Source organism: Virgibacillus salarius (assembly GCF_039521925.1).
Lineage (GTDB): Bacteria > Bacillota > Bacilli > Bacillales > Amphibacillaceae > Virgibacillus > Virgibacillus salarius.
Window position 1 is genome coordinate 1 of record NZ_BAAACY010000121.1, and the last position, 22,863, is coordinate 22,863.

The 22,863-nt window shown below is 37.0% G+C and carries 24 protein-coding genes and 1 riboswitch; of the genes, 17 read left to right on the top strand and 7 right to left on the bottom strand.

All coding sequences use genetic code 11. The features are described from left to right. Positions 1-238 precede the first annotated feature (238 nt). The 6 genes from crcB (ABDZ84_RS15360) to ABDZ84_RS15380 are packed head-to-tail and all read right to left on the bottom strand — an operon-like array spanning position 239 to position 4,010. On the bottom strand, positions 239-583 hold the full coding sequence (gene crcB, locus ABDZ84_RS15360) for a fluoride efflux transporter CrcB (RefSeq protein ID WP_026681611.1): 345 nt from the start codon (positions 581-583) through the stop codon (positions 239-241). Next, entirely contained in the window at positions 580-978 is a 399-nt protein-coding gene (crcB, locus tag ABDZ84_RS21520) for a fluoride efflux transporter CrcB (RefSeq protein WP_051388332.1), read from the bottom strand. The genes crcB (ABDZ84_RS15360) and crcB (ABDZ84_RS21520) overlap by 4 nt, the downstream gene beginning before the upstream one ends. Further along, a complete protein-coding gene (locus ABDZ84_RS15365; RefSeq protein ID WP_026681609.1) occupies positions 957-1,376 on the bottom strand; it encodes a Fur family transcriptional regulator in 420 nt (139 codons plus the stop codon). Before ABDZ84_RS15365 ends, crcB (ABDZ84_RS21520) begins: the two co-directional genes overlap by 22 nt. 10 nt (positions 1,377-1,386) lie before the next feature. Beyond that, positions 1,387-2,223, bottom strand: a complete 837-nt coding sequence (locus tag ABDZ84_RS15370) for a metal ABC transporter permease (protein ID WP_026681608.1) — start codon at positions 2,221-2,223, stop codon at positions 1,387-1,389. A 17-nt stretch (positions 2,224-2,240) separates the two neighbouring features. Next, a complete protein-coding gene (locus ABDZ84_RS15375; protein ID WP_026681607.1) occupies positions 2,241-2,996 on the bottom strand; it encodes a metal ABC transporter ATP-binding protein in 756 nt (251 codons plus the stop codon). 51 nt (positions 2,997-3,047) lie between these two features. After that, positions 3,048-4,010 (bottom strand): metal ABC transporter solute-binding protein, Zn/Mn family, encoded by a 963-nt coding sequence (locus ABDZ84_RS15380; RefSeq protein WP_026681606.1) that lies wholly within the window; start codon positions 4,008-4,010, stop codon positions 3,048-3,050. A 225-nt stretch (positions 4,011-4,235) separates the two neighbouring features. On the opposite strand from ABDZ84_RS15380, the gene ABDZ84_RS15385 reads away from it, so the two are divergent. From ABDZ84_RS15385 to ABDZ84_RS15400, 4 genes are all read left to right on the top strand, one after another. Next, positions 4,236-5,156 carry a proline dehydrogenase family protein gene (locus ABDZ84_RS15385; RefSeq protein WP_026681605.1) on the top strand — a complete coding sequence of 307 codons (921 nt, stop codon included), beginning with the start codon at positions 4,236-4,238 and terminating at the stop codon, positions 5,154-5,156. Positions 5,157-5,505: 349 nt separating this feature from the next. Continuing rightward, on the top strand, positions 5,506-7,905 hold the full coding sequence (locus tag ABDZ84_RS15390) for a 3-hydroxyacyl-CoA dehydrogenase/enoyl-CoA hydratase family protein (protein ID WP_026681604.1): 2,400 nt from the start codon (positions 5,506-5,508) through the stop codon (positions 7,903-7,905). Positions 7,906-7,924: 19 nt separating this feature from the next. Then, positions 7,925-9,100, top strand: coding sequence for an acetyl-CoA C-acetyltransferase (locus tag ABDZ84_RS15395; protein ID WP_026681603.1), 1,176 nt, complete (start codon positions 7,925-7,927; stop codon positions 9,098-9,100). An 80-nt stretch (positions 9,101-9,180) separates the two neighbouring features. After that, positions 9,181-10,965, top strand: coding sequence for an acyl-CoA dehydrogenase family protein (locus ABDZ84_RS15400; protein ID WP_026681602.1), 1,785 nt, complete (start codon positions 9,181-9,183; stop codon positions 10,963-10,965). A 384-nt stretch (positions 10,966-11,349) separates the two neighbouring features. Here the strand turns inward: ABDZ84_RS15400 and ABDZ84_RS15405 are convergent, their stop codons facing one another. Beyond that, positions 11,350-11,484 carry a hypothetical protein gene (locus ABDZ84_RS15405; RefSeq protein ID WP_321132528.1) on the bottom strand — a complete coding sequence of 45 codons (135 nt, stop codon included), beginning with the start codon at positions 11,482-11,484 and terminating at the stop codon, positions 11,350-11,352. A gap of 645 nt (positions 11,485-12,129) precedes the next feature. Between ABDZ84_RS15405 and ABDZ84_RS15410 the strand changes: the two genes are divergently transcribed. The 13 genes from ABDZ84_RS15410 to sufB all read left to right on the top strand — a co-directional run bounded on the left by ABDZ84_RS15410 (position 12,130) and on the right by sufB (position 22,820). Beyond that, positions 12,130-12,486, top strand: a complete 357-nt coding sequence (locus ABDZ84_RS15410; RefSeq protein WP_026681601.1) for an arsenate reductase family protein — start codon at positions 12,130-12,132, stop codon at positions 12,484-12,486. A 199-nt stretch (positions 12,487-12,685) separates the two neighbouring features. Beyond that, positions 12,686-13,069: a glycine cleavage system protein GcvH gene (gene gcvH / locus ABDZ84_RS15415; protein WP_026681600.1), complete on the top strand. Its 384-nt coding sequence runs from the start codon at positions 12,686-12,688 to the stop codon at positions 13,067-13,069. 227 nt (positions 13,070-13,296) lie between these two features. Beyond that, positions 13,297-13,653: a toprim domain-containing protein gene (locus ABDZ84_RS15420; protein ID WP_026681599.1), complete on the top strand. Its 357-nt coding sequence runs from the start codon at positions 13,297-13,299 to the stop codon at positions 13,651-13,653. A 58-nt stretch (positions 13,654-13,711) separates the two neighbouring features. Further along, complete coding sequence (locus tag ABDZ84_RS15425; RefSeq protein ID WP_308035994.1) at positions 13,712-14,035, top strand: thioredoxin family protein; 324 nt, start codon at positions 13,712-13,714, stop codon at positions 14,033-14,035. Positions 14,036-14,103: 68 nt separating this feature from the next. After that, a riboswitch (SAM riboswitch) is annotated at positions 14,104-14,214 on the top strand. Positions 14,215-14,318: 104 nt separating this feature from the next. Further along, on the top strand, positions 14,319-15,350 hold the full coding sequence (locus tag ABDZ84_RS15430) for a methionine ABC transporter ATP-binding protein (protein WP_026681597.1): 1,032 nt from the start codon (positions 14,319-14,321) through the stop codon (positions 15,348-15,350). Then, on the top strand, positions 15,340-16,008 hold the full coding sequence (locus ABDZ84_RS15435; RefSeq protein ID WP_026681596.1) for a methionine ABC transporter permease: 669 nt from the start codon (positions 15,340-15,342) through the stop codon (positions 16,006-16,008). The genes ABDZ84_RS15430 and ABDZ84_RS15435 overlap by 11 nt, the downstream gene beginning before the upstream one ends. A gap of 39 nt (positions 16,009-16,047) precedes the next feature. Beyond that, a complete protein-coding gene (locus ABDZ84_RS15440; RefSeq protein ID WP_026681595.1) occupies positions 16,048-16,878 on the top strand; it encodes a MetQ/NlpA family ABC transporter substrate-binding protein in 831 nt (276 codons plus the stop codon). Between the two features lie 282 nt (positions 16,879-17,160). Continuing rightward, positions 17,161-17,331 carry a YuzK family famiily protein gene (locus tag ABDZ84_RS15445; RefSeq protein WP_166529766.1) on the top strand — a complete coding sequence of 57 codons (171 nt, stop codon included), beginning with the start codon at positions 17,161-17,163 and terminating at the stop codon, positions 17,329-17,331. A 277-nt stretch (positions 17,332-17,608) separates the two neighbouring features. After that, positions 17,609-18,394, top strand: a complete 786-nt coding sequence (gene sufC / locus ABDZ84_RS15450; RefSeq protein WP_026681594.1) for a Fe-S cluster assembly ATPase SufC — start codon at positions 17,609-17,611, stop codon at positions 18,392-18,394. An 18-nt stretch (positions 18,395-18,412) separates the two neighbouring features. Continuing rightward, entirely contained in the window at positions 18,413-19,720 is a 1,308-nt protein-coding gene (sufD, locus tag ABDZ84_RS15455; protein WP_026681593.1) for a Fe-S cluster assembly protein SufD, read from the top strand. Further along, positions 19,720-20,940, top strand: a complete 1,221-nt coding sequence (locus tag ABDZ84_RS15460; RefSeq protein WP_026681592.1) for a cysteine desulfurase — start codon at positions 19,720-19,722, stop codon at positions 20,938-20,940. Before sufD ends, ABDZ84_RS15460 begins: the two co-directional genes overlap by 1 nt. Continuing rightward, entirely contained in the window at positions 20,930-21,361 is a 432-nt protein-coding gene (gene sufU, locus ABDZ84_RS15465; protein WP_026681591.1) for a Fe-S cluster assembly sulfur transfer protein SufU, read from the top strand. The genes ABDZ84_RS15460 and sufU overlap by 11 nt, the downstream gene beginning before the upstream one ends. Positions 21,362-21,422: 61 nt before the next feature. Further along, the gene (sufB, locus tag ABDZ84_RS15470) at positions 21,423-22,820 is read left to right on the top strand and encodes a Fe-S cluster assembly protein SufB (protein ID WP_026681590.1); all 1,398 of its coding nucleotides are present in this window, start codon (positions 21,423-21,425) and stop codon (positions 22,818-22,820) included. The last annotated feature ends 43 nt before the right edge of the window (positions 22,821-22,863 follow it).

Sequence of the window (22,863 nt, forward strand, 5' to 3'; positions counted from 1 at the left end):
GCTACTAGAGGAAGCGTAAATCTGAGCATTTAGTGATAAGGACTGAGCGAATTTTGCTCAGTTTTTCTTATCTAGGAAATGATAAAATTAGCTCAAGTGGATAAATAGGGGCGTGTTCAGCTCCAGCGCCCAGAAACTAGGGGACTTCACGAATCGAATAACTGTAAGATATGAAAGTAAAAAAGGCCGACGCGCAAGTTTTTTAACGTATGGGCCAAATACCTGTTTTAACATAATCTTATAGAATATAAAAAATGCTAGCAACAGTTATAAATGATATGAGAAGCGAAGCAAACACATAACAAATCGCTAATTTGTATTCTTTGTTTTGGAGTAGCTTCATTGTTTCATTACCAAATGTTGAAAAGGTGGTATATGCTCCGCAGAATCCTACTCCAAATAGTAGCCACCAGAATTCAGAGATAAACTGGGTTATGTAAAAATGCCATAGTACGGCTAATAACATTGATCCTGTTATATTGGCTATCCATGTACCTATTAAACGTCTCGTAGTAAATAATGAAATCTGGTAACGTGCAATACTTCCTATAAATCCTCCTAGGGCAACTAATAGAAAATTCATACATTTCCCCTCTTTCTTCCAGTCAATGAGCTTTTAAACCCTAGGAAACAAAAGAAAAGACCACCAAGAACACTAATTATACAATAAAGAACAGCTAATAGCTGACTTTTATTCCATAGCTCTATGGTTTCCACTGAAAATGTAGAAAACGTCGTAAAGGAGCCTATTAAACCAACGCTTAATGACGCAAACATTGGAGGAGATAGAATTTTTTTCACTTTATCATTATGTAAGATATAGCTTAATATAAAGCATCCCATTAAATTTACACATAAAGTAGCAAAGGGAAACCCCTCTGCTATTATAATTAATGATATTAAGTAGCGAAACAAAGATCCCACTACGCCACCTAATCCAATTGCTAGGGAGTTCTTTACGTTAACGCTAGCTTGCATCCTGGACACCTTCCATAAATTTCAAACTTATGTCCTTCGATTGCATAGTCGGCTAAAGCTTGTTCCACTTCATCCATTGGACAAACTTTGATTTCCTTTGTTTTACCACAATCTTTACAAATAAAATGATGGTGGTGATGATGTGTGCAATTTATACGAAAATGTTTTTCACCATTTAATTCCGTCGTTTCTAGTATACCTATTTCATTATATAAATGGAGATTTCGATAAACTGTATCAAAGCTAATACCGTCATAGCTTGATTCTAAATACTGAATTAGATCTTTTGCTGTACGGTAGCCGTCTGCATCAGCGAAAAAGGATAGTATTTCTTTTCGTTTACCGGTTGTTTTATATCCTTTTTCCTTTAAAAGTTCGATAGCTTCATTAATATCCATTCAGCATCCCTCACTTTTTTATTGTATGTTTGAATCGCTTTATAAATATAGAAAGTAATAAAATAATAATGGAGACCATTACAATGGTTCCACCTGGAGGTATACTTAAATAATATCCAGATATTAATCCTATAATAACAGCTAGTTCACCAAATACAATAGATAAAAGTAACATTTGCTTAAATCCTTTTGCTAAACGCATACTTGCTGCTACTGGTAACGTCATTAGTGCAGAGACGAGTAAAACACCAACAATGCGGATGGATGCTGCAATGACAAGTGCTGTTAAAACAATAAAGAGCAGATGAATAGATTTAGCATGTAGACCTGATATTGTTGCGTGTTCTTCATCAAATGATAGGGTAAACAACTCTTTAAAAAACAAAGCAATTACAATCATTATAAACGCGGATATTCCAGCAATGGTATATAAATCATTTTTACTCACAGCAGAAACAGAACCAAATAAATAATTAAACAACTCGGTGTTAAAGCCGTCAGCAAGAGAAATGAAAATAACACTTAGACCAACACCACCGGAGAGAATAATTGGAATTGCTATTTCTTGATAGGCTTTATAAACACCTCTAAGCTTTTCTATAAAGATTGATCCAAAAACAGAGAAAGCCATCCCACTATACAAAGGACTTAGCATGATAGCAAATTTCTTTTCTAATAAAAGACCAAATGCTATCCCTGCTAGTGTAACATGAGATAATGCATCAGCTATTAAAGAAAGTCGTCTTACTACAATAAAAGTACCTAGTAATGGGGCAATAATGCCTATTAGTAGTCCTGTTAAAAATGTATGTCGTAAAAAATCAAATTCTAAAAAGTCGGCAATCATACTTCTTCCTCCAAAGGTTAATGATCGTGTGTAATGATATTTACATGATGGCCATGTAGACGAGATAAATCTGTATCTGTTAAAGCTTGATATTCTTCTGGATTCCCATGGAAATGCAGGGTTTTATTCAAACATACTATTTCAGTGGCATGCTTAGTCATGGTTCCTGTATCATGTGTAACCATTAACATGGTAATCTTTTTCTGACTATTTAATTGATATAATAATTCGTAAAATCGCTGCACATTTTCTTTATCGACGCCAACAGTTGGTTCATCAAGAATTAATAATTCAGGATCATTTACGAGTGCTCTAGCGATAAAAATACGTTGCTGTTGGCCACCGGACAGGTTGCCAATATTTTCATGTGTGTATGCTCCCATGCCAACCTGTGCAATTGCATCGATTATTTTTGCTTTGTGCTTTCTAGTAAAGAATTTAAAATACCCGACTTTTGCAGTCAAGCCCATAGATACTACTTCAAACACGGTAGCAGGAAAACCTTTATTAAAGGAATTGGCTTTTTGTGAAACAAAGCCAATTTTATTCCAATCTGAAAAGTGTTCTAGTGATTGACCAAAAAGCTCAACGGAACCTGTATCTGGTTTTTGCAGGCCAAGAATGATCTTGATTAACGTTGTTTTCCCCCCACCATTAGGTCCGATTAGGCCCATAAACGAACCACGCGGAATAGCAAAATTGATATGATCGAGTACTTTTTTATTCTCATATGAAAAGTCAATGTCTTTCATTGTAACAATAGTCTCTGCCATATATTTACTCCTTTCCGAAATTCAACGAATGAGGCGCATGCTAAAAACGGCTCATTTCGTTACTGTATCTAGTGTTTGTAAATTTTGTCTCATTAATGACAGATAATCCTCTTTATTCGCTACATCCTCTTCCGTTAACACAGCTAAGTTATGAATGGTTACCGCTTCTGCTCCGATATGTTCTTGTATAATTTTAGATACTCGGTTGGAGGTATTTTGTTCAAAAATTAAATAATCAAGTTGATACTCATTTGCTTGTTCAATAATTTTTGTTAACTCCTTTTGGGATGGCTCACTGCTCGATGACAAACCATTAATGGAAATTTGTTCAAGGCCATAACGATCCTCCCAATACCCATACGCTGCATGAGAAACTAATATATGCTTATTCTCTTTATTAGTTAGTACCTGTTTAAACGCATTGTCCAATTCATGTAGCTGAGATTCGAGGTTTGCAAAGTTCGTTTCATACAATTTTTGTTTATCTGGATTTAATGTAATGAGTTCATCTTTAATTAATTCGGCTAATTGCACCATTCGTAAAGGGTCTAACCAAATGTGAGGATCATGATCACCGTGATCGTGTCCGTCATGTGAGTGATCAGCATGTTTTTCATTATGGCTACTGTGCTCACCATCCACTTCAGTATGAAATAATGATTCCTGTTCTCCTAGTTCAATAAGGGCTACGTCTTCTGCAGAGAGCGCATCGGCTGCACTTTCAGCAAAACCCTCCATACCAGCGCCAAGGTAAATAAATGCGTTACTCTTTGCAATTTCCGTAATATCCTTGGAGGTGGGCTCATACGTGTGGGCATCTATTCCAGCAGGATAAACGGATTGAACATCAGCCGTATCTCCAGCTATTTGTTCAACAGCAAATTGAATGGGGTAGATTGAAGTATAGATGGTCAAATCCCCATTCTTCTTCGTAGATGCTTTATTAGAGGAACATCCAGTAAAGATGATTCCTACTATAATAATAGAAATAAGAACGATGTAAGACTTTTTCACGTTTTTGTTCCTCCCTGTTCAAATGTCTTCCATTATATTACCGTAATCATTACGAAATGTAAATAGGAATGATTACGATTGATTTAGCTGATTAGTAGTCCTTTCGAAATAATTTCGATATGAATGAATTATAGTAGGAAAAAATCATTTAAAAATGCTAAAATAACTTTATAATAAATGAGTAGAAAGAAAAATTAAATTTTTTAAAATATAGGGGGCGTGTAAGTGGAACAGCTAATGCGCAGCTTCTTCTTATTCTTATCAAAAAATAAATCGTTAACGAAATTAGCCAAAAGGTATGGTTTTAAATTTGGAGCTGGAAGATTTGTAGCTGGTGAAACCATTGAGCAGGCATCTCGAAAAATAAAGGGAATGAATGCAGCTGGATTTGTAGTAACGGTGGATCATTTAGGTGAATTTATTGATAATGAACAAGAAGCTAGAGAGTCTGCTAAGGAATGTGTCCACGCCATAACAGTGTTAGCTAAGGAAGAATTAAATGCTGAACTATCACTGAAGCTTACTTCAATTGGATTAGATATATCCAGAGAACTTGTCATGCAGAACATGCGAATGATTTTAGATGTGGCTAAACAGCATCAAGTTAACGTTACTATTGATATGGAGGATTTTGAACGGACTGAACAAACGTTACATATATTTAAAGAGCTTCGAAATGAATATAGTAATATTGGAACTGTACTACAGGCTTATTTATATCGAGTAGAAGCGGATATTGAAGAGTTAAACGCCTTTGATCCATACTTACGACTTGTGAAAGGAGCATATAAGGAGTCACATGAAGTAGCATTTCCAGAGAAAAAAGATGTTGACGAAAATTATAGGAAGATTATTAAATTAAACTTGCTTCAAGGCAATTATACTGCAATAGCAACCCATGACGAAGCTATTATTAACTATGTAAAACAATTAGAGCTAGAGTATCGTATTCCAAAAGAGCGCTTCGAATTCCAAATGCTTTATGGAATTCGGATTGATTTGCAAAAGGAGCTTTTAAACGAAGGATATACGATGCGTGTCTATGTCCCTTATGGAAGGGATTGGTATGGTTATAACATGCGACGACTTGCTGAACGTCCAGCAAATGTTATGTTTGTATTGAAAGGAATCGTCAATAAGAAATAGGATTGATATTGTCTTCATAATATTTACCTAGCATCATTAATTTACTTATATTAAAGCAGTACGGATACAGTTGATAAGTGCCAAACAAGTGAACATAACACTTGCTTTATCGATGCATATAACTGGCAGGAAGTACGTATAGTAGCTAAAGGCTTTCATTTAAGAAACCAAATAAGGAAATGATGAGGAGAGTAGCAACAACCGTGGTACGTGATAAAAAATTTTATAAATGGATTGCGAAAAATCTGTAAATACTTTATAGTTATAGATAAGTGGATAGGAAACTATCTTTTATTTTTCGAAATAAAATGAATGAGTATTCATTCAAAAAGAGATTGGGGGATAAAGTATGAAGCAATCAATCAGGCGTGCAGCTGTTTTAGGGTCTGGTGTTATGGGATCTGGAATTGCTGCTCACTTGGCTAATGTTGGAATTCCTACATTAATGCTTGATATTGCACCAAAACAATTAACGAAAGATGAAGAACAAAAAGGTCTTACCTTGGATGATCGTGTTGTTCGGAATAGAATTGCAGCACAAAGTAAGCAAGCACTTCTAAAGCAGAAGCCATCACCACTTACTACGAGGCAGAGCCTCGACTTAATTGAAATTGGGAATATGGATGATGATATGGAGAGGCTTGCAGAGGTAGACTGGATTATTGAAGTTGTAGTTGAAAATCTGGACGTTAAGAAGAAAGTATTTGCAAATGTAGATAAATATCGAAAACAAGGTACGATTGTTACTTCGAACACTTCGGGTATATCCATTGAAGCAATGGCAAGTGATTGTTCAGTAGATTTTCGAAAGCATTTTTTAGGAACACATTTTTTTAATCCACCACGCTATTTAAAGTTATTAGAAGTAATACCTACGAAGGATACCGATCCAGAAGTATTAGCATTTATGAAAGCGTTTGGAGAGAATGTGTTAGGTAAAGGAGTAGTGGAAGCAAAGGATACGCCTAATTTTATCGCTAACCGTATTGGCACCTATGGGTTGTTAGTAACGGTTCGTGAAATGCTAAGAGGAGGCTATAGTGTAGGAGAAGTGGATTCTGTTACAGGGCCAATGATTGGGCGACCGAAAAGTGCAACATTTCGAACCCTTGATGTCGTGGGGCTGGATACCTTCATTCATGTAGCGAAAAATGTGTATGACCAAGTTGAAGGTAAAGAGAAGGAAATATTTGATATACCTAACTTTGTCATGGAAATGAAGGAAAAAGGCTGGCTAGGTGCTAAGTCTGGTCAAGGATTCTTCTTTAAGAAAAAAGATAAAAGTGGCAGTACAATTTATGAATTAAATCCAGAAACACTAGAATATGAGAATCGCAAAAAACTTAAAACAGCTGCTACTGAAATGGCGAAGCAGGAAAAAGGGTCTCGTCGGAAATTGAAAACGCTTATATCGAATAAAGGAGATCGTGCAGGTGATCTCGTATGGTCCATTCTGAAGCCGGTTTTCATTTATTCTGCAGAGCTTACTGGAGAGATTGCAGATGATATTGTAGCAGTCGATGAGGCTATGAAATGGGGATTCGGATGGGAAATAGGACCATTCGAAACATGGGATGCAATTGGTTTGCGAAAATCAGTGGAGCGAATGCAGGCTGAAGGCGAACGTGTTCCTGAATGGGTATTACAATTATTAGCAGATGGAAATGAATCATTCTATAAAACAGATAATGGCAATGTTTATTATTATGACGAAGGTACGTATAAACAACAGAAGTTTAATAAAAAGGAAATTAATCTAAAGCGATTAAAAGATGTGAATGGCATCATAAAAAAGAATGTCGGAGCTAGTTTTATAGATCTTGGAGATGGAGTAGCGGGATTAGAGTTCCATTCACAAAGTAATGCTATAGGCCTTGATATTATCCAAATGGTTAATTATGCACTGGAAGAGGTTAGTAAGAATTATGAAGGACTAGTTATTGGGAATCAAGGGAAAAATTTCTGTGTTGGAGCTAACTTAGGAATGATGCTGATGGAAGCACAAGACGATAATTTCTTTGAACTGGATATGGTTATTCGTCAATTTCAAAATATGGCAATGGCCATCAAGTATGCTGATAAACCAGTAGTAACTGCTCCGTTTAATATGACACTTGGTGGCGGTGCAGAAGTATCTCTACCAGCTGCATCCATACAAGCATCAGCTGAAACCTATATGGGGCTAGTTGAGTTTGGAGTTGGGTTAATACCAGGTGGCGGAGGAACAAAGGAGCTATATCTGAAGCAACTTCGAAATATGCCTAAAGGGATTCATTTCGACTTAACAAAAGTGGCAAATGACGTATTTGAAAAAGTTGCTATGGCTAAAGTATCAACTTCGGCTGCCGAAGCTCGTGATAATGGCTACTTGGATCAAAGAGACAAAATTAGTGTTAATCCTGATCACCTTTTATATGATGCGAAGGAAAATGTGTTAGCTCTTGCGAAGTCTGGTTACCGAGCACCAATACGTGAAAAGATTCCGGTTGTAGGTGATCCTGGCTATGCAGCAATGCTTTTGGGAGTTAAGTCATTACAGCTCAGTGGGTATGCATCAGAACATGATGTTAAGATTGCAGAAAAGCTAGCATATGTTTTATCTGGTGGAAGGATCAAAGAAGGAACAAAGATTGATGAGCAGGTCATGCTTGATCTAGAAAGAGAAGCATTTTTAAGTTTAATCGGAGAGCCTAAAACACAACAACGGATGCAGCACATGCTAGTAAAAGGGAAACCATTACGTAATTAATGAAAAAGGGGGAAACATTGTGAAGGAAGCAGTCATTGTTGCAGGTGCAAGGACCCCTGTAGGAAAAGCAAAAAAAGGATCGCTTGCCAATTCTAGACCGGATGATTTGGCAGCGATAACAATAAAGGAAACCTTAAAACGAGCAGGGGATTACGATGGAAATATCGATGATGTCATAATTGGCTGTGCAATGCCTGAAGCAGAACAGGGAATGAATATGGCGCGTAATATCGCTGGGCTTGCAGGCCTGAAGCATGACGTACCAGGGATTACAATTAATCGCTACTGTTCCTCGGGATTACAAAGTATAGCGTATGCAGCTGAACGAATTATGGTAGGTGCTAGTGACACGATAATAGCTGGTGGAGCAGAATCAATGAGTCTAATCCCGATGGCTGGCCATGTCATTAAGCCTAATTCAAAGCTTGTTCAGGATGCACCGGGTTACTATATGGGAATGGGCCATACAGCCGAAGAAGTAGCAAATCGTTTCAACATCTCCAGAGAAGATCAGGATGCGTTTGCTGTTCGTAGTCATGAGCGTGCAGGGAAAGCGCTAAAAGAAGGAAAGTTTAAGGATGAAATTGTTCCAGTAAAAGTTATTCACCGTTTTATTAACGCCAAGCATAAGCCAGAAGAAAAGCAAATAACGTTTTCGATGGATGAAGGTGTGCGTGAAGGAACTTCAATGGATATTCTAAATAAATTGAAGCCAGCTTTTCATGTGCAGGGAACCGTTACAGCAGGCAATTCATCACAAATGAGTGATGGTGCAGCATCAGTACTTGTAATGGACCGTGAGAAAGCGGAAGCAGAAGGATTAAAACCCATTGTTAAATTTCGATCATTTGCAGTAGCTGGAGTAGAGCCGGAAATTATGGGGGTAGGTCCAGTAAAAGCCATTCCTAAAGCATTAAAAATTGCTGGACTTGAATTATCTGATATTGGTTTATTTGAGTTAAATGAAGCATTTGCTTCACAGTCAGTTCGAGTAATTGAAGCATTGGGTTTAGATATCGATAAAGTGAATGTAAACGGTGGAGCGATTGCTTTAGGGCATCCACTAGGAATGACTGGTACAAAGCTAACGTTAGGTTTAATGCATGAAATGAAGAGACAGCAAATACAATATGGAGTTGTAACGATGTGTATAGGTGGCGGAATGGGAGCCGCTGGAGTATTTGAACTAATTTGAACTACTCGATGACTAGGAAACGATTAATTTAAGATAATCACATCGGTATTTCAGAAAAAATAAAGAAGGGATAGATGAAAATGAGTGAAACGAAGGAGAAGGTGTTTAAAGGTGGCGGTTTTTTAGTAGAAGATTTATCGAGTGATGATGTAATAACACCGGAAGATTTTACAGAAGAACATAAGATGATTGCAAAAACGACAGAAGAATTCGTATCCGGTGAAGTCCTTCCGAAATTAGAGAATTTGGAGAATCATGAGTTTGAACATTCCGTGGATTTATTAAAGAAAGCAGGAGAATTAGGATTACTTGGAGCCGATGTTCCGGAAGAGTATGGCGGGTTAGGATTAGATAAAATTAGTTCGTCACTAATTACAGAGAAATTTTCACGCGCTGGTGGTTTTTCTGTAACACATGGTGCCCATGTCGGCATCGGTTCTTTACCAATTGTTTTCTTTGGAAACGAACAACAAAAACAAACCTATTTACCTAAACTGGCAACTGGAGAATTGTTAGCTGCATATGCATTGACAGAGCCTAGCTCTGGTTCCGATGCGCTCGGTGCAAAAACAACAGCAAAATTAAATGAAGCCGGAACACACTATATACTAAATGGTGAAAAGCAATGGATCACCAATTCAGCCTTTGCAGATGTATTTGTTGTATACGCAAAAATTGATGGTGAGCACTTTTCAGCGTTTATTGTGGAAAGGGACTTTCCAGGTGTATCTACCGGACCGGAAGAAAAGAAAATGGGGATAAAGAGTTCCTCTACGCGTACATTAATCTTGGAAGATGCTGAAGTTCCAGTAGAAAATTTATTAGGAGAAAAGGGACGTGGCCATATTATAGCGTTCAATATTTTAAATGTAGGGCGTTATAAGCTAGCTATTGGCGGAGTTGGTGGTTCAAAGCGAGCGCTGGAATTAGCTGTAAAATATGTGAATGAGCGTAAGCAATTTAATACACCAATCTCCAGCTTCTCTTTAACACAAGAAAAACTAGCTACGATTGCTGCAGAGACGTATGCGAATGAAAGCTCTGTTTACCGAACCGTCGGATTGTTCGAACAGCGTATGGGAGCTTTAACACAAGAACAATTAAATGATGGTAGAGAAGTGGCACGAGCTATTGCAGAGTATCAGATTGAATGTTCCATGAATAAATATACGTGTACGGAATTACTAGATTATGCGGCAGATGAAGCAGTTCAAATGCATGGTGGATATGGATTTATGCAAGAATATGAAGTGGAACGTATCTATCGTGACTCGCGAATAAATCGTATTTTTGAGGGAACTAACGAAATTAATCGTTTACTCGTTCCAGGCACGCTATTGAAAAAGGCGATGAAAGGCGAGCTACCACTTCTTCAAAAAGCACAGGCACTCCAAGAAGAGCTGATGATGCTTATGCCGGAAGAGGTAGGTACTGAAACACTTGAGCAAGAAAAGCATCTACTGAAAAATGCGAAGAAAATTGTCTTACTTGGTGCAGGGCTTGCAGCTCAAAAATATATGCAAAAAATAGAAAAAGAACAAGAAATATTAGTGAATTTAGCAGATATGGTAGCTGAGGTTTACAATATGGAAGCTGCTATTCTACGTACTGAAAAGGCAATTAAAAAAGATGGAGAAGCAAAGCATAAACAAAAGCTACTCTATACGCAAGTATTCGTACAAGAAGCATTTAATCGTATAGAAGCTGATGCAAAAGAAACATTAATTGCTGTAGAAGAAGGAGATACACTAAGAATGATGTTATCTTCATTACGGAAGCTAACTCGCCATACGCCTACAAATGTAATTGCCAAGAAACGAGAAATAGCAAAGCAAATTATTAAAGAAGAAAAATATGTGTTGTAATATATCATGCTGAGACAACAGCCCATTAAATGAACGAAACATCGACACTAAGACAAAAGAATGAAGAAACAATTAAAAACGAACGATGTGGTACCACCCCCCCTGAAGTTAGAGTGAAAAACTAATTTCAGGGGGGGTTTGTGGCTAAATATAGTGAAGAATATAAAGTGAAGGTTGTGAACTACTAAGGCTAGAGAATGCCTACTTAAAAAAGCTAAAAGCTTTTCGGGAGAATCCGAATGCCTTCTACGAAAAGCACAGGCAAAGGTGGCATTCGAACTCAAAGAAGAAGGATTCCGATTAAAAGATATTTTTCTTGTTGTGGGTATTCCTGAAGCTACCTATCACTATCATGTAAAAAACATGTAAGAAGGCACATATACTTCAGAAATCTTCCGGCATTATCTTCTTCAATCGTTGTACAAAACCTGATTCTCGAGCAACATTGCGAAGTTCAGAAATAGATAAAATATCGAGCACACGCTTTACAAACGAGTCAAAATGATATTGCTTAGCCATACGTAATCCCTCCAAATTATTCCATTTATAATGTCAGAATAACGAATAACTTTTTAGGTTTTAAAATATCCTGCTTAACTTGACGGCTATGTGCTATGCCCGCGGAAAGAGCGTATAGTTTCACGGTGCGGCGATGATATCTCTATTGATAACATGATTATTCGCATTTTGAGTAAAGAAGTTGTGTTTTGTCCTTGCCTCAGTGTTTCGTTTGGTTTGTATTAATTTGAAATTCCGCCTTCACCCACTTTATTTTGCATAAGTTAAAGAGTTCGATATCATCTCTAATTTAGTTATAACTTTATCGTAGATCCCTCATAAACAATCAGTTCATTTTTGTTTTTGGTTGGTGAATTACAATATGATGAAAGGGGCGATGTTCTAGTGTCTAATTGCAGAGAGGATGGCGGAGACGCCTGTGGGAATAGCATGAGCGAAAGATCTCGCAGGTAGTAAACATAAGATACGGAAAAAGTTGACTCTGGGACCATGGCAAGCCTTCGACAAGAACCAATTTTTTCAATGTTGACCAGAGACATGACTTTCGAATCAGACCATCACTTTTTATAGGTCAACATTTTAGTCGAATTTACATCCGCTATTTTGCTATAATAAATCTAAACTAGATTACAAAGGAGAGTCTACATGGCAGTCACCGTTTATTGGTATCCAAATTGTGATACATGCAAAAAAGCAAAGAAATGGTTGGATGATCATCAGGTTAAATATCAGTTAATTCATATTGTTGAATCTCCACCGAAAAAAGAAGAATTATTAGATCTGTTTGATAAAAGTGAGCTTCCTGCCAAAAAGTTTTTTAATACAAGCGGAAAAAAATATCGAGAACTAAATATCAAGGATAAAATAAAAGATGCATCTGATGAAGAGATGGCAACAATATTAGCCACCGATGGCATGCTAATTAAGCGTCCAATTGTCGCAGATGACTCAAAAGTAACAGTCGGTTTTAAAGAGGAGATGTTTGAAAATACGTGGCTTTAATTTCTCTTTGAACAGAGCATGTTTAGGATAGACTTACGTAAAATAACAGACATAAAGAAACGTCCAAAATAAGACATGTATTTATGGACTTTTGGAAAAAACCGTATGAACAAATAATATGAAAAGTTAAAAAGAAATACTGGATAATTGCGCGTATACCTTGTATAGTAAAAGTGAATTACATATTGGAGGGGATAGTTTGAGCGTACCTAAAGAATTATTATACTCAAAAGAACATGAATGGGTAAAAAAAGAAGATGGAAAAGTTCGTATTGGGATTACTGATTTTGCTCAGGATGAATTAGGAGATATTGTGTTCGTAGAGCTCCCTGAACCTGGTGATGAATTAGAAGTAAATGAACCATTTGGTAGTGTAGAATCAGTGAAAACAGTTTCTGAATTATATGCTCCAATTAGCGGTAAGGTTATTGAAGTGAATGAAGAGCTAGAGGATAGCCCTGAATTCGTAAATGAATCTCCTTACGAGAAAGCTTGGATGGTCGTGATTGAACCATCTGAAGAGACAGAGCTTGATGATTTATTATCTGCTGATGCATATGATGAGATCGTAAATCAAGACTAATTGCATATCAGAAAAATAAATGGCTGATAAACAACCTTTGGTTGGAATCAGCCATGTTTTTACAGCTATACTAATTGCTCAACATTACGAATTGGACGTATCACTAAATAACTACATTTCATCATATAATAAAGGAAAGTCACATTTCGAAAAGACAACTACTGATAACATAGTAGAAGTGAGCGATATTAAAACCTTCCGCTTGATTTACTGAGGAGTGCTATGTGATGATAACTGACGAATTAGAAAAAATTATTATCGTAGAAGGCTTAACAGATAAAAAGCAAATTAGAAAGGTTATTACTGACGATGTAACGATTATATGTACGAATGGAACATTAGGTGTTGAACGATTCGATCAAATGTTAGAGGATTACGCATTAGATGATAAAGACGTCTACATTTTAGTAGATGAGGATGAATCAGGCCAAAAACTGCGAAAGCAATTGGCAAGAGAACTACCACATGCAGAACACATCTATGTTAGTAGTGAATATCGAGAAGTAGCAACAACTCCTGAAAATATTTTAGCTCAAGTATTAGTGAGTAAACGAATCGCTGTTAATCCGATTTTCTTAATCTAAACAAGGTGTAAAAGTAATGGGTAGGACTTAGCAAGCACTATGAATGAGTTTAAATAAGGTGATATGTTTGCAACAAATTACAGCCGAACTTTTGAAAAGAGACCACTACCTTCTTTATATATTTACTCCTTTTTGTGGTACGTGCAATTTAGCAAGGTCCATGCTAAAGAAAATTGAGTCTGTACATCAAGAAGACATTTTTTATGAGATGAATGCATCCTTGTATCCAGAATTTATGCAGGATAATCAAATAGAAAGTGTACCGTGTCTTGTTGTTAAGAAGGATAATCGAATTGTAGAAAAAGTGTACGCATTTCATTCCATACCTAATATTTATCGATATTTATTAGATTATAAGCCGGAAATGTTTAAGAATAGTTAGCTGAAAATCGTTGACATTGTTTATACAGCATGCTAATATATCTTTTATCGTAATTAAATAGTTGAAAACTCTTATCTTGAGCGGTGGAGGGACTGGCCCTATGAAACCGCGGCAACCTTCAAGCTATCATGCTTGAAAGGTGCTAATTCCTGCAAAGCCTAGGCTTTGATAGATGAGGGGACGAAAAGGCAAACAAACGTCTTTCTGTTCTCTTACAGAAAGGCGTTTTTAATTGTATTTAAGGACATAATACAAATGTATGTAAATAAAAGGAGGATTACGTGTGATATCGATACAGGGTTTGAGTAAGGTCTTTACTTCAAACAAAAGCAATACAGCAGCTGTAGATAATTTGACCCTTTCGATTGATCAAGGAGACATCTTTGGTGTTATTGGTTATAGCGGAGCGGGTAAAAGTACGTTCGTTCGATTATTAAATCGCCTTGAAGAACCAACCAGTGGTCGAATTACAATGAATAACAAGGAAATTACGACATTAAATAAACGAGAACTTCGATTAGTAAGGCAAGATATTGGGATGGTATTCCAGCATTTTAATTTGCTCTGGTCGCGAACTGTTGCCGATAATATTGCTTTTCCTTTGGAAATAGCTGGGATTCCTAAAGCGGAAAGGGATAATCGTGTAAAAACATTGATTGAGCTAGTTGGGTTAACGGGAAAAGAAACATCCTACCCCGCCCAGCTAAGTGGTGGTCAGAAGCAGCGAGTCGGTATTGCACGTGCCTTGGCAAATAAGCCAAAGGTTTTATTATGTGATGAAGCAACTTCGGCACTTGACCCAGAAACGACGAACGCAATATTAGATTTACTTGTTAATATTAATAAAAATTTAGGGTTAACTATTATTCTTATTACACATGAAATGCAAGTGATTCGAAAAATATGTAATCAAGTTGCTGTTATGGAAAATGGAAAGATTGTAGAACAAGGGAATGTACTCGATGTGTTTCTACATCCAAAGCAAACTGTTACTAAAAAGTTCGTCAAACAAATTATGGGGTCTGACGAGGAAGATAGTGATATATCACATGTTATGAACCGTTATCAAAATGGAAAGCTAATCAGACTTCATTTTGTTGGAGAAACAACGAACGACGCATTAATTAGTCAAATTATAAAAAAATATGGTGTGGACATTAGCATTTTACAAGGGAAAATAACGCAAACACAGGCTGGTGCCTATGGAACCTTATTTATTCAAATGGACGGTAATGAAAAAGATATGAACAAAGCTATTTCGTTTGTTCGTGAAGAAACCTCCGTAGAATTGGAGGTTATCCACGATGCTAACTAATTTATTACCAAATATTAAAGTAGAAGATTTTATAGAAGCAACTTATGAGACTTTTTATATGACGATCATTGCTTTAGTTGGAACGTTTATTATTGGGTTATTGTTAGGATTGCTTCTATTCCTTACTCAAAAAGGTGGAATTTGGCAGAATAAGTTATTAAATCTTGTTATAGCGACGGTAGTAAATGTATTTCGAGCTATTCCCTTTATTATATTGATTTTGTTGCTTTTCCCGTTTACTAACTTTTTAATTGGAACTATCCGTGGTCCAAACGCGGCGTTACCAGCATTAATTATTGGCGCAGCTCCATTTTATGGAAGGCTTGTAGAAATAGCACTGAGAGAGGTTGACAAAGGTGTCGTTGAGGCTGCAAAGGCAATGGGAGCAAAGACCAGTACGATTATTTTTAAAGTATTGTTACCTGAATCAATGCCAGCATTGATCTCGGGTATTACGGTAACAGCTATTGCATTAATTGGTTATACAGCGATGGCAGGTGCAATTGGTGCAGGTGGATTAGGCAGCTACGCCTACTACTCTGGCTTTCAACGTAGGGACTTTGATGTTGTACTTATATGTTCCATCATTATTGTATGCATTGTTTTTCTATTTCAATTTATTGGCGATTATGTATCAAGAAAGTTAGACAAAAGATAAGAACGATATAAAATGAACAAGTTAAGAGGAGCGAATAAAATGAAAAAATTGTGGTTATCCGTGTTAATCATTATAAGTTTAGGATTTGTGTTAGCTGCATGCGGCGGAGATGATGAAGCTTCCTCCGATGCAAATACGATTAAAGTAGGCGCTTCTAGCACACCTCACGCTGAAATTCTTGAAGAGGCTAAGCCATTATTAAAAGAAGAAGGCATTACATTGGAAATAACTGAATATGAGGATTACGTATTACCGAATGATGACTTAGCTAATGGAGAAATAGACGCTAATTATTTTCAACATATTCCGTATTTAGAGCAAACAATAAGTGATACTGGATATAAGTTGGATTATATCGATGGAATTCATATTGAACCCATTGGTGTTTATTCCAAAGGCATTTCGAGTATAGAGGAGATTCCAGAAGGAACAGAAGTAGTCTTAAGTAATTCTGTGTCTGATCGTGGTCGTGTACTAGGTTTATTTGAAAAGAATGGGATAATAAAATTGGCAGATGGAGTAAAGACATCAGAAGCAACGCTTGATGATATTACTGAAAACCCTAAGAATTTAACGTTTTCACCAGATTATGACCCAGCACTTTTACCAGAAATTTATGAAACAGATGAAGAATCATTAGTAGTCATAAACACAAATTATGCTATTGGTGCAGGGTTAATCCCAACTGACGATGCATTATTCATAGAAGATGAGGATTCACCATATGTTAATGTTATCGCAGTAAGAGCAGAGGATAAGGACAATAAAGCATTAAATAAGCTTGTAGACGTACTACATTCTGAAAAAATTCAGAAGTTTATTGAAGAAGAATACGAAGGTGCAGTCGTACCTGTTGGCGACAAAAAATAAGCAGACTAACGTTTTAAAAAAATTACTTTTAACAAAGTGAATATCAACAAGACATTGATCCAGCAGTTTGATGTAATAGCTTTTATGAAGAATAGGGAGTATATGTGCGTTATCAGTAGAAACTGTATGAGGATGTTTATTTGGCTTAAATAACCGTTAAATACTGATCAATAAACTGAATAATACGTTTAAATTCGTTTTGTTTTGGGAATCACCTCTGTGTTAACCTTATTATTGTCATAAAATAAGAAAGGATGATTCCCTATCAATAGCGGAATAGAAATGAATTACACTTCTGAAATGGAGAAGGCTATGCAACAGACGCATCATATCGGATTTGCTGAGTATGAAAGAAAGTTAGAAAAGCGATTGGCAATTGAAAAAAAGCGTCAGCAAGAGCATGAGAAGTGTAAGCATTTTGCTGCTGAGTATGACGGACACATGAAAAAATAATGAAATCGACTGAGAAAGTAAAGCGTTATTTAGAAATATAGATGAGAAAATAAAAGGTACGTATGCTTATTGTACATACGTACCTTTTATTTTTGATGATAATTGGGTATGCATGATATCCTATTAAATAAAGGATTTATTATACAATACTGACTCTGTTTAAAAGAGTTGATAATAAATTCTAAATGCTTTAAGATTGTAATGAGAATAAAGTGAGAATGAATCTTGCATTCATTTCAAAGTAACAATAAAACTAATTGTATTTGGAGGTATCGATATGGCAGGATCAACATTAGAAATCAAGAATCTACATGTCTCAATTGAGGATAAAGAAATATTAAAAGGTGTAGACCTTACAATAAAAGGTGGAGAATTCCACGCAGTAATGGGACCAAATGGTACAGGGAAGTCTACATTAGCTTCTGCAATTATGGGACATCCGAAGTATGAGATTACAGAAGGGTCTGTTCTATTAGATGGTGAAGATGTATTAGAAATGGAAGTTGATGAACGTGCTCGTGCTGGGCTATTCCTCGCTATGCAATATCCAAGTGAGATCAGTGGAGTAACTACTTCTGATTTCCTTCGCTCATCTATAAATGCTCGCCGTGGTGAAGGTAATGAAATCTCATTAATGAATTTCATTAAAGAAATGGATAGTGCGCTTGACTATCTTGACATTGATAAAAACATGGCACAACGATACTTAAACGAAGGATTCTCCGGTGGAGAGAAGAAGCGTAATGAAATCCTTCAATTATTACTATTAAAACCAGAAATCGCAATTCTAGACGAAATTGATTCTGGATTGGACATTGATGCGCTTAAGATTGTATCAAAAGGTATTAACAGGCTACGTGATGAGAACTTCGGTTGCTTAATTATTACGCACTATCAGCGTCTATTGAACTATATTACACCTGACAAAGTACATGTAATGATGCAAGGTCGAGTGGTTAAGTCTGGTGGACCAGAGTTAGCAAAACGCCTTGAGGCTGAAGGTTATGAGTGGATTAAAGAAGAGCTTGGTATCGAAGACGAAACTGTTGAGCAAAAAGCGTAAGTAAGGAGGGGTACTACTATGACTGTTGAAACAAAGCTGCCATACGATAAAGAATATATTGATCAGTTTTCCAAGGAAAGAAATGAACCGGAATGGATGCTGGAATTGCGCCTTCAAGCACTAGAACAAGCGGACGCTCTAGAATTACCAAAGCCTGATAAAACTAAAATTGGAAAATGGAATTTTAGCCAGTTTAAACACACGGCTACTGGTGCTGCTATTCAGTCGCTAAAAGAACTTCCAAATGAACTTCAGGAATTCTTGGATCAGGAAAATGCTCCAGAAAACCTCTTAATTCAACGAAACCATTCGGTTGCTTATAATACACTAAGCAAAGAATTGAAAGATAAAGGAGTAATTTTTACAGATATCTTTACAGCGCTGCAGAAGCATGATGATCTAGTGAAACGCTATTATATGAAGGATGCAGTATCAATTGATGAACATCGCTTAACTGCATTACATGCTGCTTTAATGAATGGTGGGGTCTTTGTATACGTTCCGAAAAACGTTGAAGTAGAAGTTCCTCTACAAACTATTTTTTGGCAGGAAGATCCTGAAGTAGCGTTATTTAATCATGTACTTGTCGTAGCTGATGAGGGTAGTTCGTTAACTTATGTAGAGAATTATTTCTCACATAATGAGAAGGAAGCTACAGTTGCTAATGTAGTAACAGAGGTTATTGCACAAGATAATGCGAAAATTTCCTTTGGTGCTGTGGATAACTTTGCTCATGGAACAACGGCATATAATAATCGTCGCGGTGTTGCTTATCGTGATGCAACAGTTGATTGGGCATTAGGACAGATGAATGACGGGAATACCGTTTCTGAGAATATCACACACTTAGTTGGTGAAAATTCACTTTCTAATGCCAAAACGGTATCCGTCGGCCGTGGTGATCAAACACAAAACTTCACTGCGAAAATTGTTCACTTTGGTAAGAATTCCGAGGGCTACATTTTACAGCATGGCGTTATGAAAGATAAATCTACTTCTATTTTCAATGGAATTGGTAAAATTGAGCATGGTGCTTCTAAAGCAAACGCGGAGCAAGAATCTCGTGTACTTATGCTAAGTGAAAAAGCTCGCGGAGATGCGAATCCAATTCTCTTAATAGATGAAGATGACGTTACAGCTGGTCACGCTGCTTCTGTTGGTCGAGTTGACCCAATTCAGCTATATTATCTTATGAGTCGTGGAATTACGCAAGAGGAAGCTGAACGTTTAATTATACATGGCTTCTTGGCTCCAGTTGTAAATCAATTACCAATTGAAGCTGTAAAAAATCAATTAACGCAGGTAATTGAAAGGAAGGTTTACTAATGGATGTAAAGGCCATTCGAGAACAGTTTCCGATACTCAATCAGGAAGTGAATGGTCATCCTTTTGTTTATTTAGATTCTTCTGCAACTTCACAGAAACCAAAAGCTGTTATTGAAGCTGTAGATACCTATTATCGAAACTATAATTCCAATGTACATCGTGGTGTGCATACACTGGGAACAAAAGCAACGGAGGCTTATGAAGGGGCACGCGAAAAAGTTCGACGTTTTATTCATGCGAGTAGTACAGCTGAAGTGATTTTCACACGTGGAACTACTACTTCAATTAACACTGTTGCATACAGTTATGCAAGAGCAAATCTAAAGCCAGGGGATGAGATTGTTATTACGCCAATGGAGCATCATAGTAATATCATTCCTTGGCAACAGGCTGCTAAATCTACAGGTGCTACATTAAAATATATTCCGTTACAGGAGGATGGCACGATTAGCTTGGATGCTGTTCGGCAAACAGTAACAAATCAAACCAAACTTGTCGCTATAACTCATATCTCTAATGTACTTGGTACTGTGAATCCAATTAAGGAAATTGCAAGAATTGCGCATGATCATGGTGCCGTCATACTGATCGATGGTGCACAGGGTGCCCCGCATATGAAGGTTGATGTTCAAGATTTGGACTGCGATTTTTATACATTTTCTGGTCATAAAATGGGAGCACCAACAGGGATAGGTGTTATGTACGGAAAAAAAGAACTACTTGAAAATATGGAGCCAGTTGAATTTGGTGGGGAAATGATTGACTTTGTAAACCTTTATGATTCCACCTGGAAGGAGCTTCCTTGGAAATTTGAAGGGGGAACACCAATTATCGCTGGTGCTATCGGTTTAGGAGCAGCAATTGACTTTCTTAACCAAGTCGGTATGGAGGAAATTACTGCGCATGAACAAAAATTAGCTGATTATGCCATGCAGCAAATGAAAACAATAGATGGAATAAAGATCTATGGTCCAGAAAAACGGGCTGCATTGGTTACGTTTAATCTAGAGGATGTTCACCCTCATGATACTGCAACGGTTCTAGATGCAGAAGGAATTGCTGTGCGCGCAGGTCATCATTGTGCGCAACCATTAATGCGTTGGCTTGATGTGACAGCAACTGCGAGAGCAAGTTTTTATATGTACAACACAGAGAAGGACATTGATCGGTTAATCGATGGACTTCAAATAACAAAGGAGTATTTTGGTAATGTCTTCTAATAACCTTGATACACTTTACAGACAAGTTATAATGGATCACTATAAGAACCCACGTAACAAAGGAAGTTTGGAAGGAGACATATTAACTGTCGATATGAACAATCCTACTTGTGGGGATCGTATTCAACTTCAAATGCAGGTAAAAGATGGTGTCGTAGAAGATGCGAAGTTTGATGGAGAAGGATGTTCTATAAGCATGGCTTCGGCTTCCATGATGACACAAGCTATTAAAGGTAAAAAAGTAGATGACGCATTGGAAATGTCCAGTCTCTTTTCAAAAATGATGCTGGGAGAAGATGTTGATACGGATAAGTTAGATTTAGGAGATATTCAGGCACTTCAAGGTGTATCGAAATTTCCTGCACGTATTAAATGTGCAACTCTTTCCTGGAAAGCAATGGAAAAGGGTGTAAAAGAGTAATAATAAGGTAATTGCTATTTCTCTATTAGCTTTATACTTATACCTGAAGGAGGGTTTATCAATGGCAAAAAACATGCCGGAAATCGAAGAGTATAAATATGGATTTCATGATCGTGATGTCTCGGTTTTTCGTTCAGGCAAAGGTCTTACTCGCGAAGTAGTTGAAGAAATTTCAAAAATGAAAGAAGAGCCGCAATGGATGCTTGACTATCGTTTAAAAGCACTTGAGCATTTCTACGAGCGCCCAATGCCGCAATGGGGTGGCGATCTATCTGAACTAAATTTCGATGAAATTGTGTACTATGTAAAGCCATCAGAAAGACAAGGAAGAACTTGGGATGAAGTACCAGACGAAATCAAACAGACATTTGATAAATTAGGAATTCCTGAGGCGGAACAAAAATACTTGGCAGGTGTATCTGCACAGTATGAATCTGAGGTTGTATATCACAGTTTAAAAGAAGATCTAGAAGAGCTAGGAATTGTGTTTAAAGATACAGATACTGCTCTTAAAGAAAATGAAGAACTCTTTAAAGAATATTTCGGGAAAGTTATTCCTGCTACGGATAATAAATTTGCAGCGTTAAATTCAGCAGTTTGGTCAGGTGGATCTTTCATTTATGTACCAAAAGGTGTTCAGACTTCAACACCTCTACAAGCGTATTTCCGTATTAACTCGGAAAATATGGGACAATTCGAAAGAACATTGATCATTGTCGATGAAGGTGCATCTGTGCATTATGTTGAAGGATGTACTGCACCAGTGTATACAACGAATTCCTTGCATAGTGCGGTAGTTGAAATTTTCGTTAAGAAAGATGGGTATTGCCGCTATACAACTATCCAAAACTGGGCAAACAATGTATATAATCTAGTTACCAAGCGTGCGACTTGTGATGCGAACGCAACGATGGAATGGATTGATGGTAATATTGGCTCGAAGTTAACAATGAAATATCCAGCAGTTCTACTAAAAGGAGAAGGTGCACGTGGAATGACGTTATCTATCGCACTTGCTGGTAAAGGTCAGCTACAGGATGCTGGTGCAAAAATGCATCACTTAGCACCAAATACGTCATCGTCCATTGTTTCAAAATCTATTTCGAAGCATGGTGGTAAGGTATCTTACCGTGGCCTTGTTCACTTTGGAAGAAAAGCAACAGGTGCCCGCTCTAACATTGAATGTGATACGCTAATTATGGATAACGAATCGACTTCTGATACAATTCCATACAATGAAATTAATAATGACAATATTTCATTGGAGCACGAAGCAAAAGTGTCCAAAGTATCCGAAGAGCAGCTTTTTTACTTGATGAGCCGTGGCTTATCTGAAGAAGAAGCTACAGAAATGATTGTAATGGGCTTCATTGAGCCATTTACAAAAGAACTTCCAATGGAATATGCAGTCGAAATGAACCGTCTTATCAAGTTTGAAATGGAAGGTAGTATAGGATAGTTAAATCCTTTGCTATATAAGGCTTTTAGTACGAGGGATAAGC

Bases quoted from the DNA above. Each gene is read 5' to 3' on its own strand.
- crcB (WP_026681611.1), bottom strand. From the start codon at position 583: ATGAATTTTCTATTAGTTGCCCTAGGAGGATTTATAGGAAGTATTGCA.
- crcB (WP_051388332.1), bottom strand. From the start codon at position 978: ATGCAAGCTAGCGTTAACGTAAAGAACTCCCTAGCAATTGGATTAGGT.
- ABDZ84_RS15365 (WP_026681609.1), bottom strand. From the start codon at position 1,376: ATGGATATTAATGAAGCTATCGAACTTTTAAAGGAAAAAGGATATAAA.
- ABDZ84_RS15370 (WP_026681608.1), bottom strand. From the start codon at position 2,223: ATGATTGCCGACTTTTTAGAATTTGATTTTTTACGACATACATTTTTA.
- ABDZ84_RS15375 (WP_026681607.1), bottom strand. From the start codon at position 2,996: ATGGCAGAGACTATTGTTACAATGAAAGACATTGACTTTTCATATGAG.
- ABDZ84_RS15390 (WP_026681604.1), top strand. From the start codon at position 5,506: ATGAAGCAATCAATCAGGCGTGCAGCTGTTTTAGGGTCTGGTGTTATG.
- ABDZ84_RS15400 (WP_026681602.1), top strand. From the start codon at position 9,181: ATGAGTGAAACGAAGGAGAAGGTGTTTAAAGGTGGCGGTTTTTTAGTA.
- ABDZ84_RS15405 (WP_321132528.1), bottom strand. From the start codon at position 11,484: ATGGCTAAGCAATATCATTTTGACTCGTTTGTAAAGCGTGTGCTCGAT.
- ABDZ84_RS15410 (WP_026681601.1), top strand. From the start codon at position 12,130: ATGGCAGTCACCGTTTATTGGTATCCAAATTGTGATACATGCAAAAAA.
- ABDZ84_RS15420 (WP_026681599.1), top strand. From the start codon at position 13,297: ATGATAACTGACGAATTAGAAAAAATTATTATCGTAGAAGGCTTAACA.
- ABDZ84_RS15435 (WP_026681596.1), top strand. From the start codon at position 15,340: ATGCTAACTAATTTATTACCAAATATTAAAGTAGAAGATTTTATAGAA.
- ABDZ84_RS15440 (WP_026681595.1), top strand. From the start codon at position 16,048: ATGAAAAAATTGTGGTTATCCGTGTTAATCATTATAAGTTTAGGATTT.
- ABDZ84_RS15445 (WP_166529766.1), top strand. From the start codon at position 17,161: ATGAATTACACTTCTGAAATGGAGAAGGCTATGCAACAGACGCATCAT.
- sufC (WP_026681594.1), top strand. From the start codon at position 17,609: ATGGCAGGATCAACATTAGAAATCAAGAATCTACATGTCTCAATTGAG.
- sufD (WP_026681593.1), top strand. From the start codon at position 18,413: ATGACTGTTGAAACAAAGCTGCCATACGATAAAGAATATATTGATCAG.
- ABDZ84_RS15460 (WP_026681592.1), top strand. From the start codon at position 19,720: ATGGATGTAAAGGCCATTCGAGAACAGTTTCCGATACTCAATCAGGAA.
- sufU (WP_026681591.1), top strand. From the start codon at position 20,930: ATGTCTTCTAATAACCTTGATACACTTTACAGACAAGTTATAATGGAT.
- sufB (WP_026681590.1), top strand. From the start codon at position 21,423: ATGGCAAAAAACATGCCGGAAATCGAAGAGTATAAATATGGATTTCAT.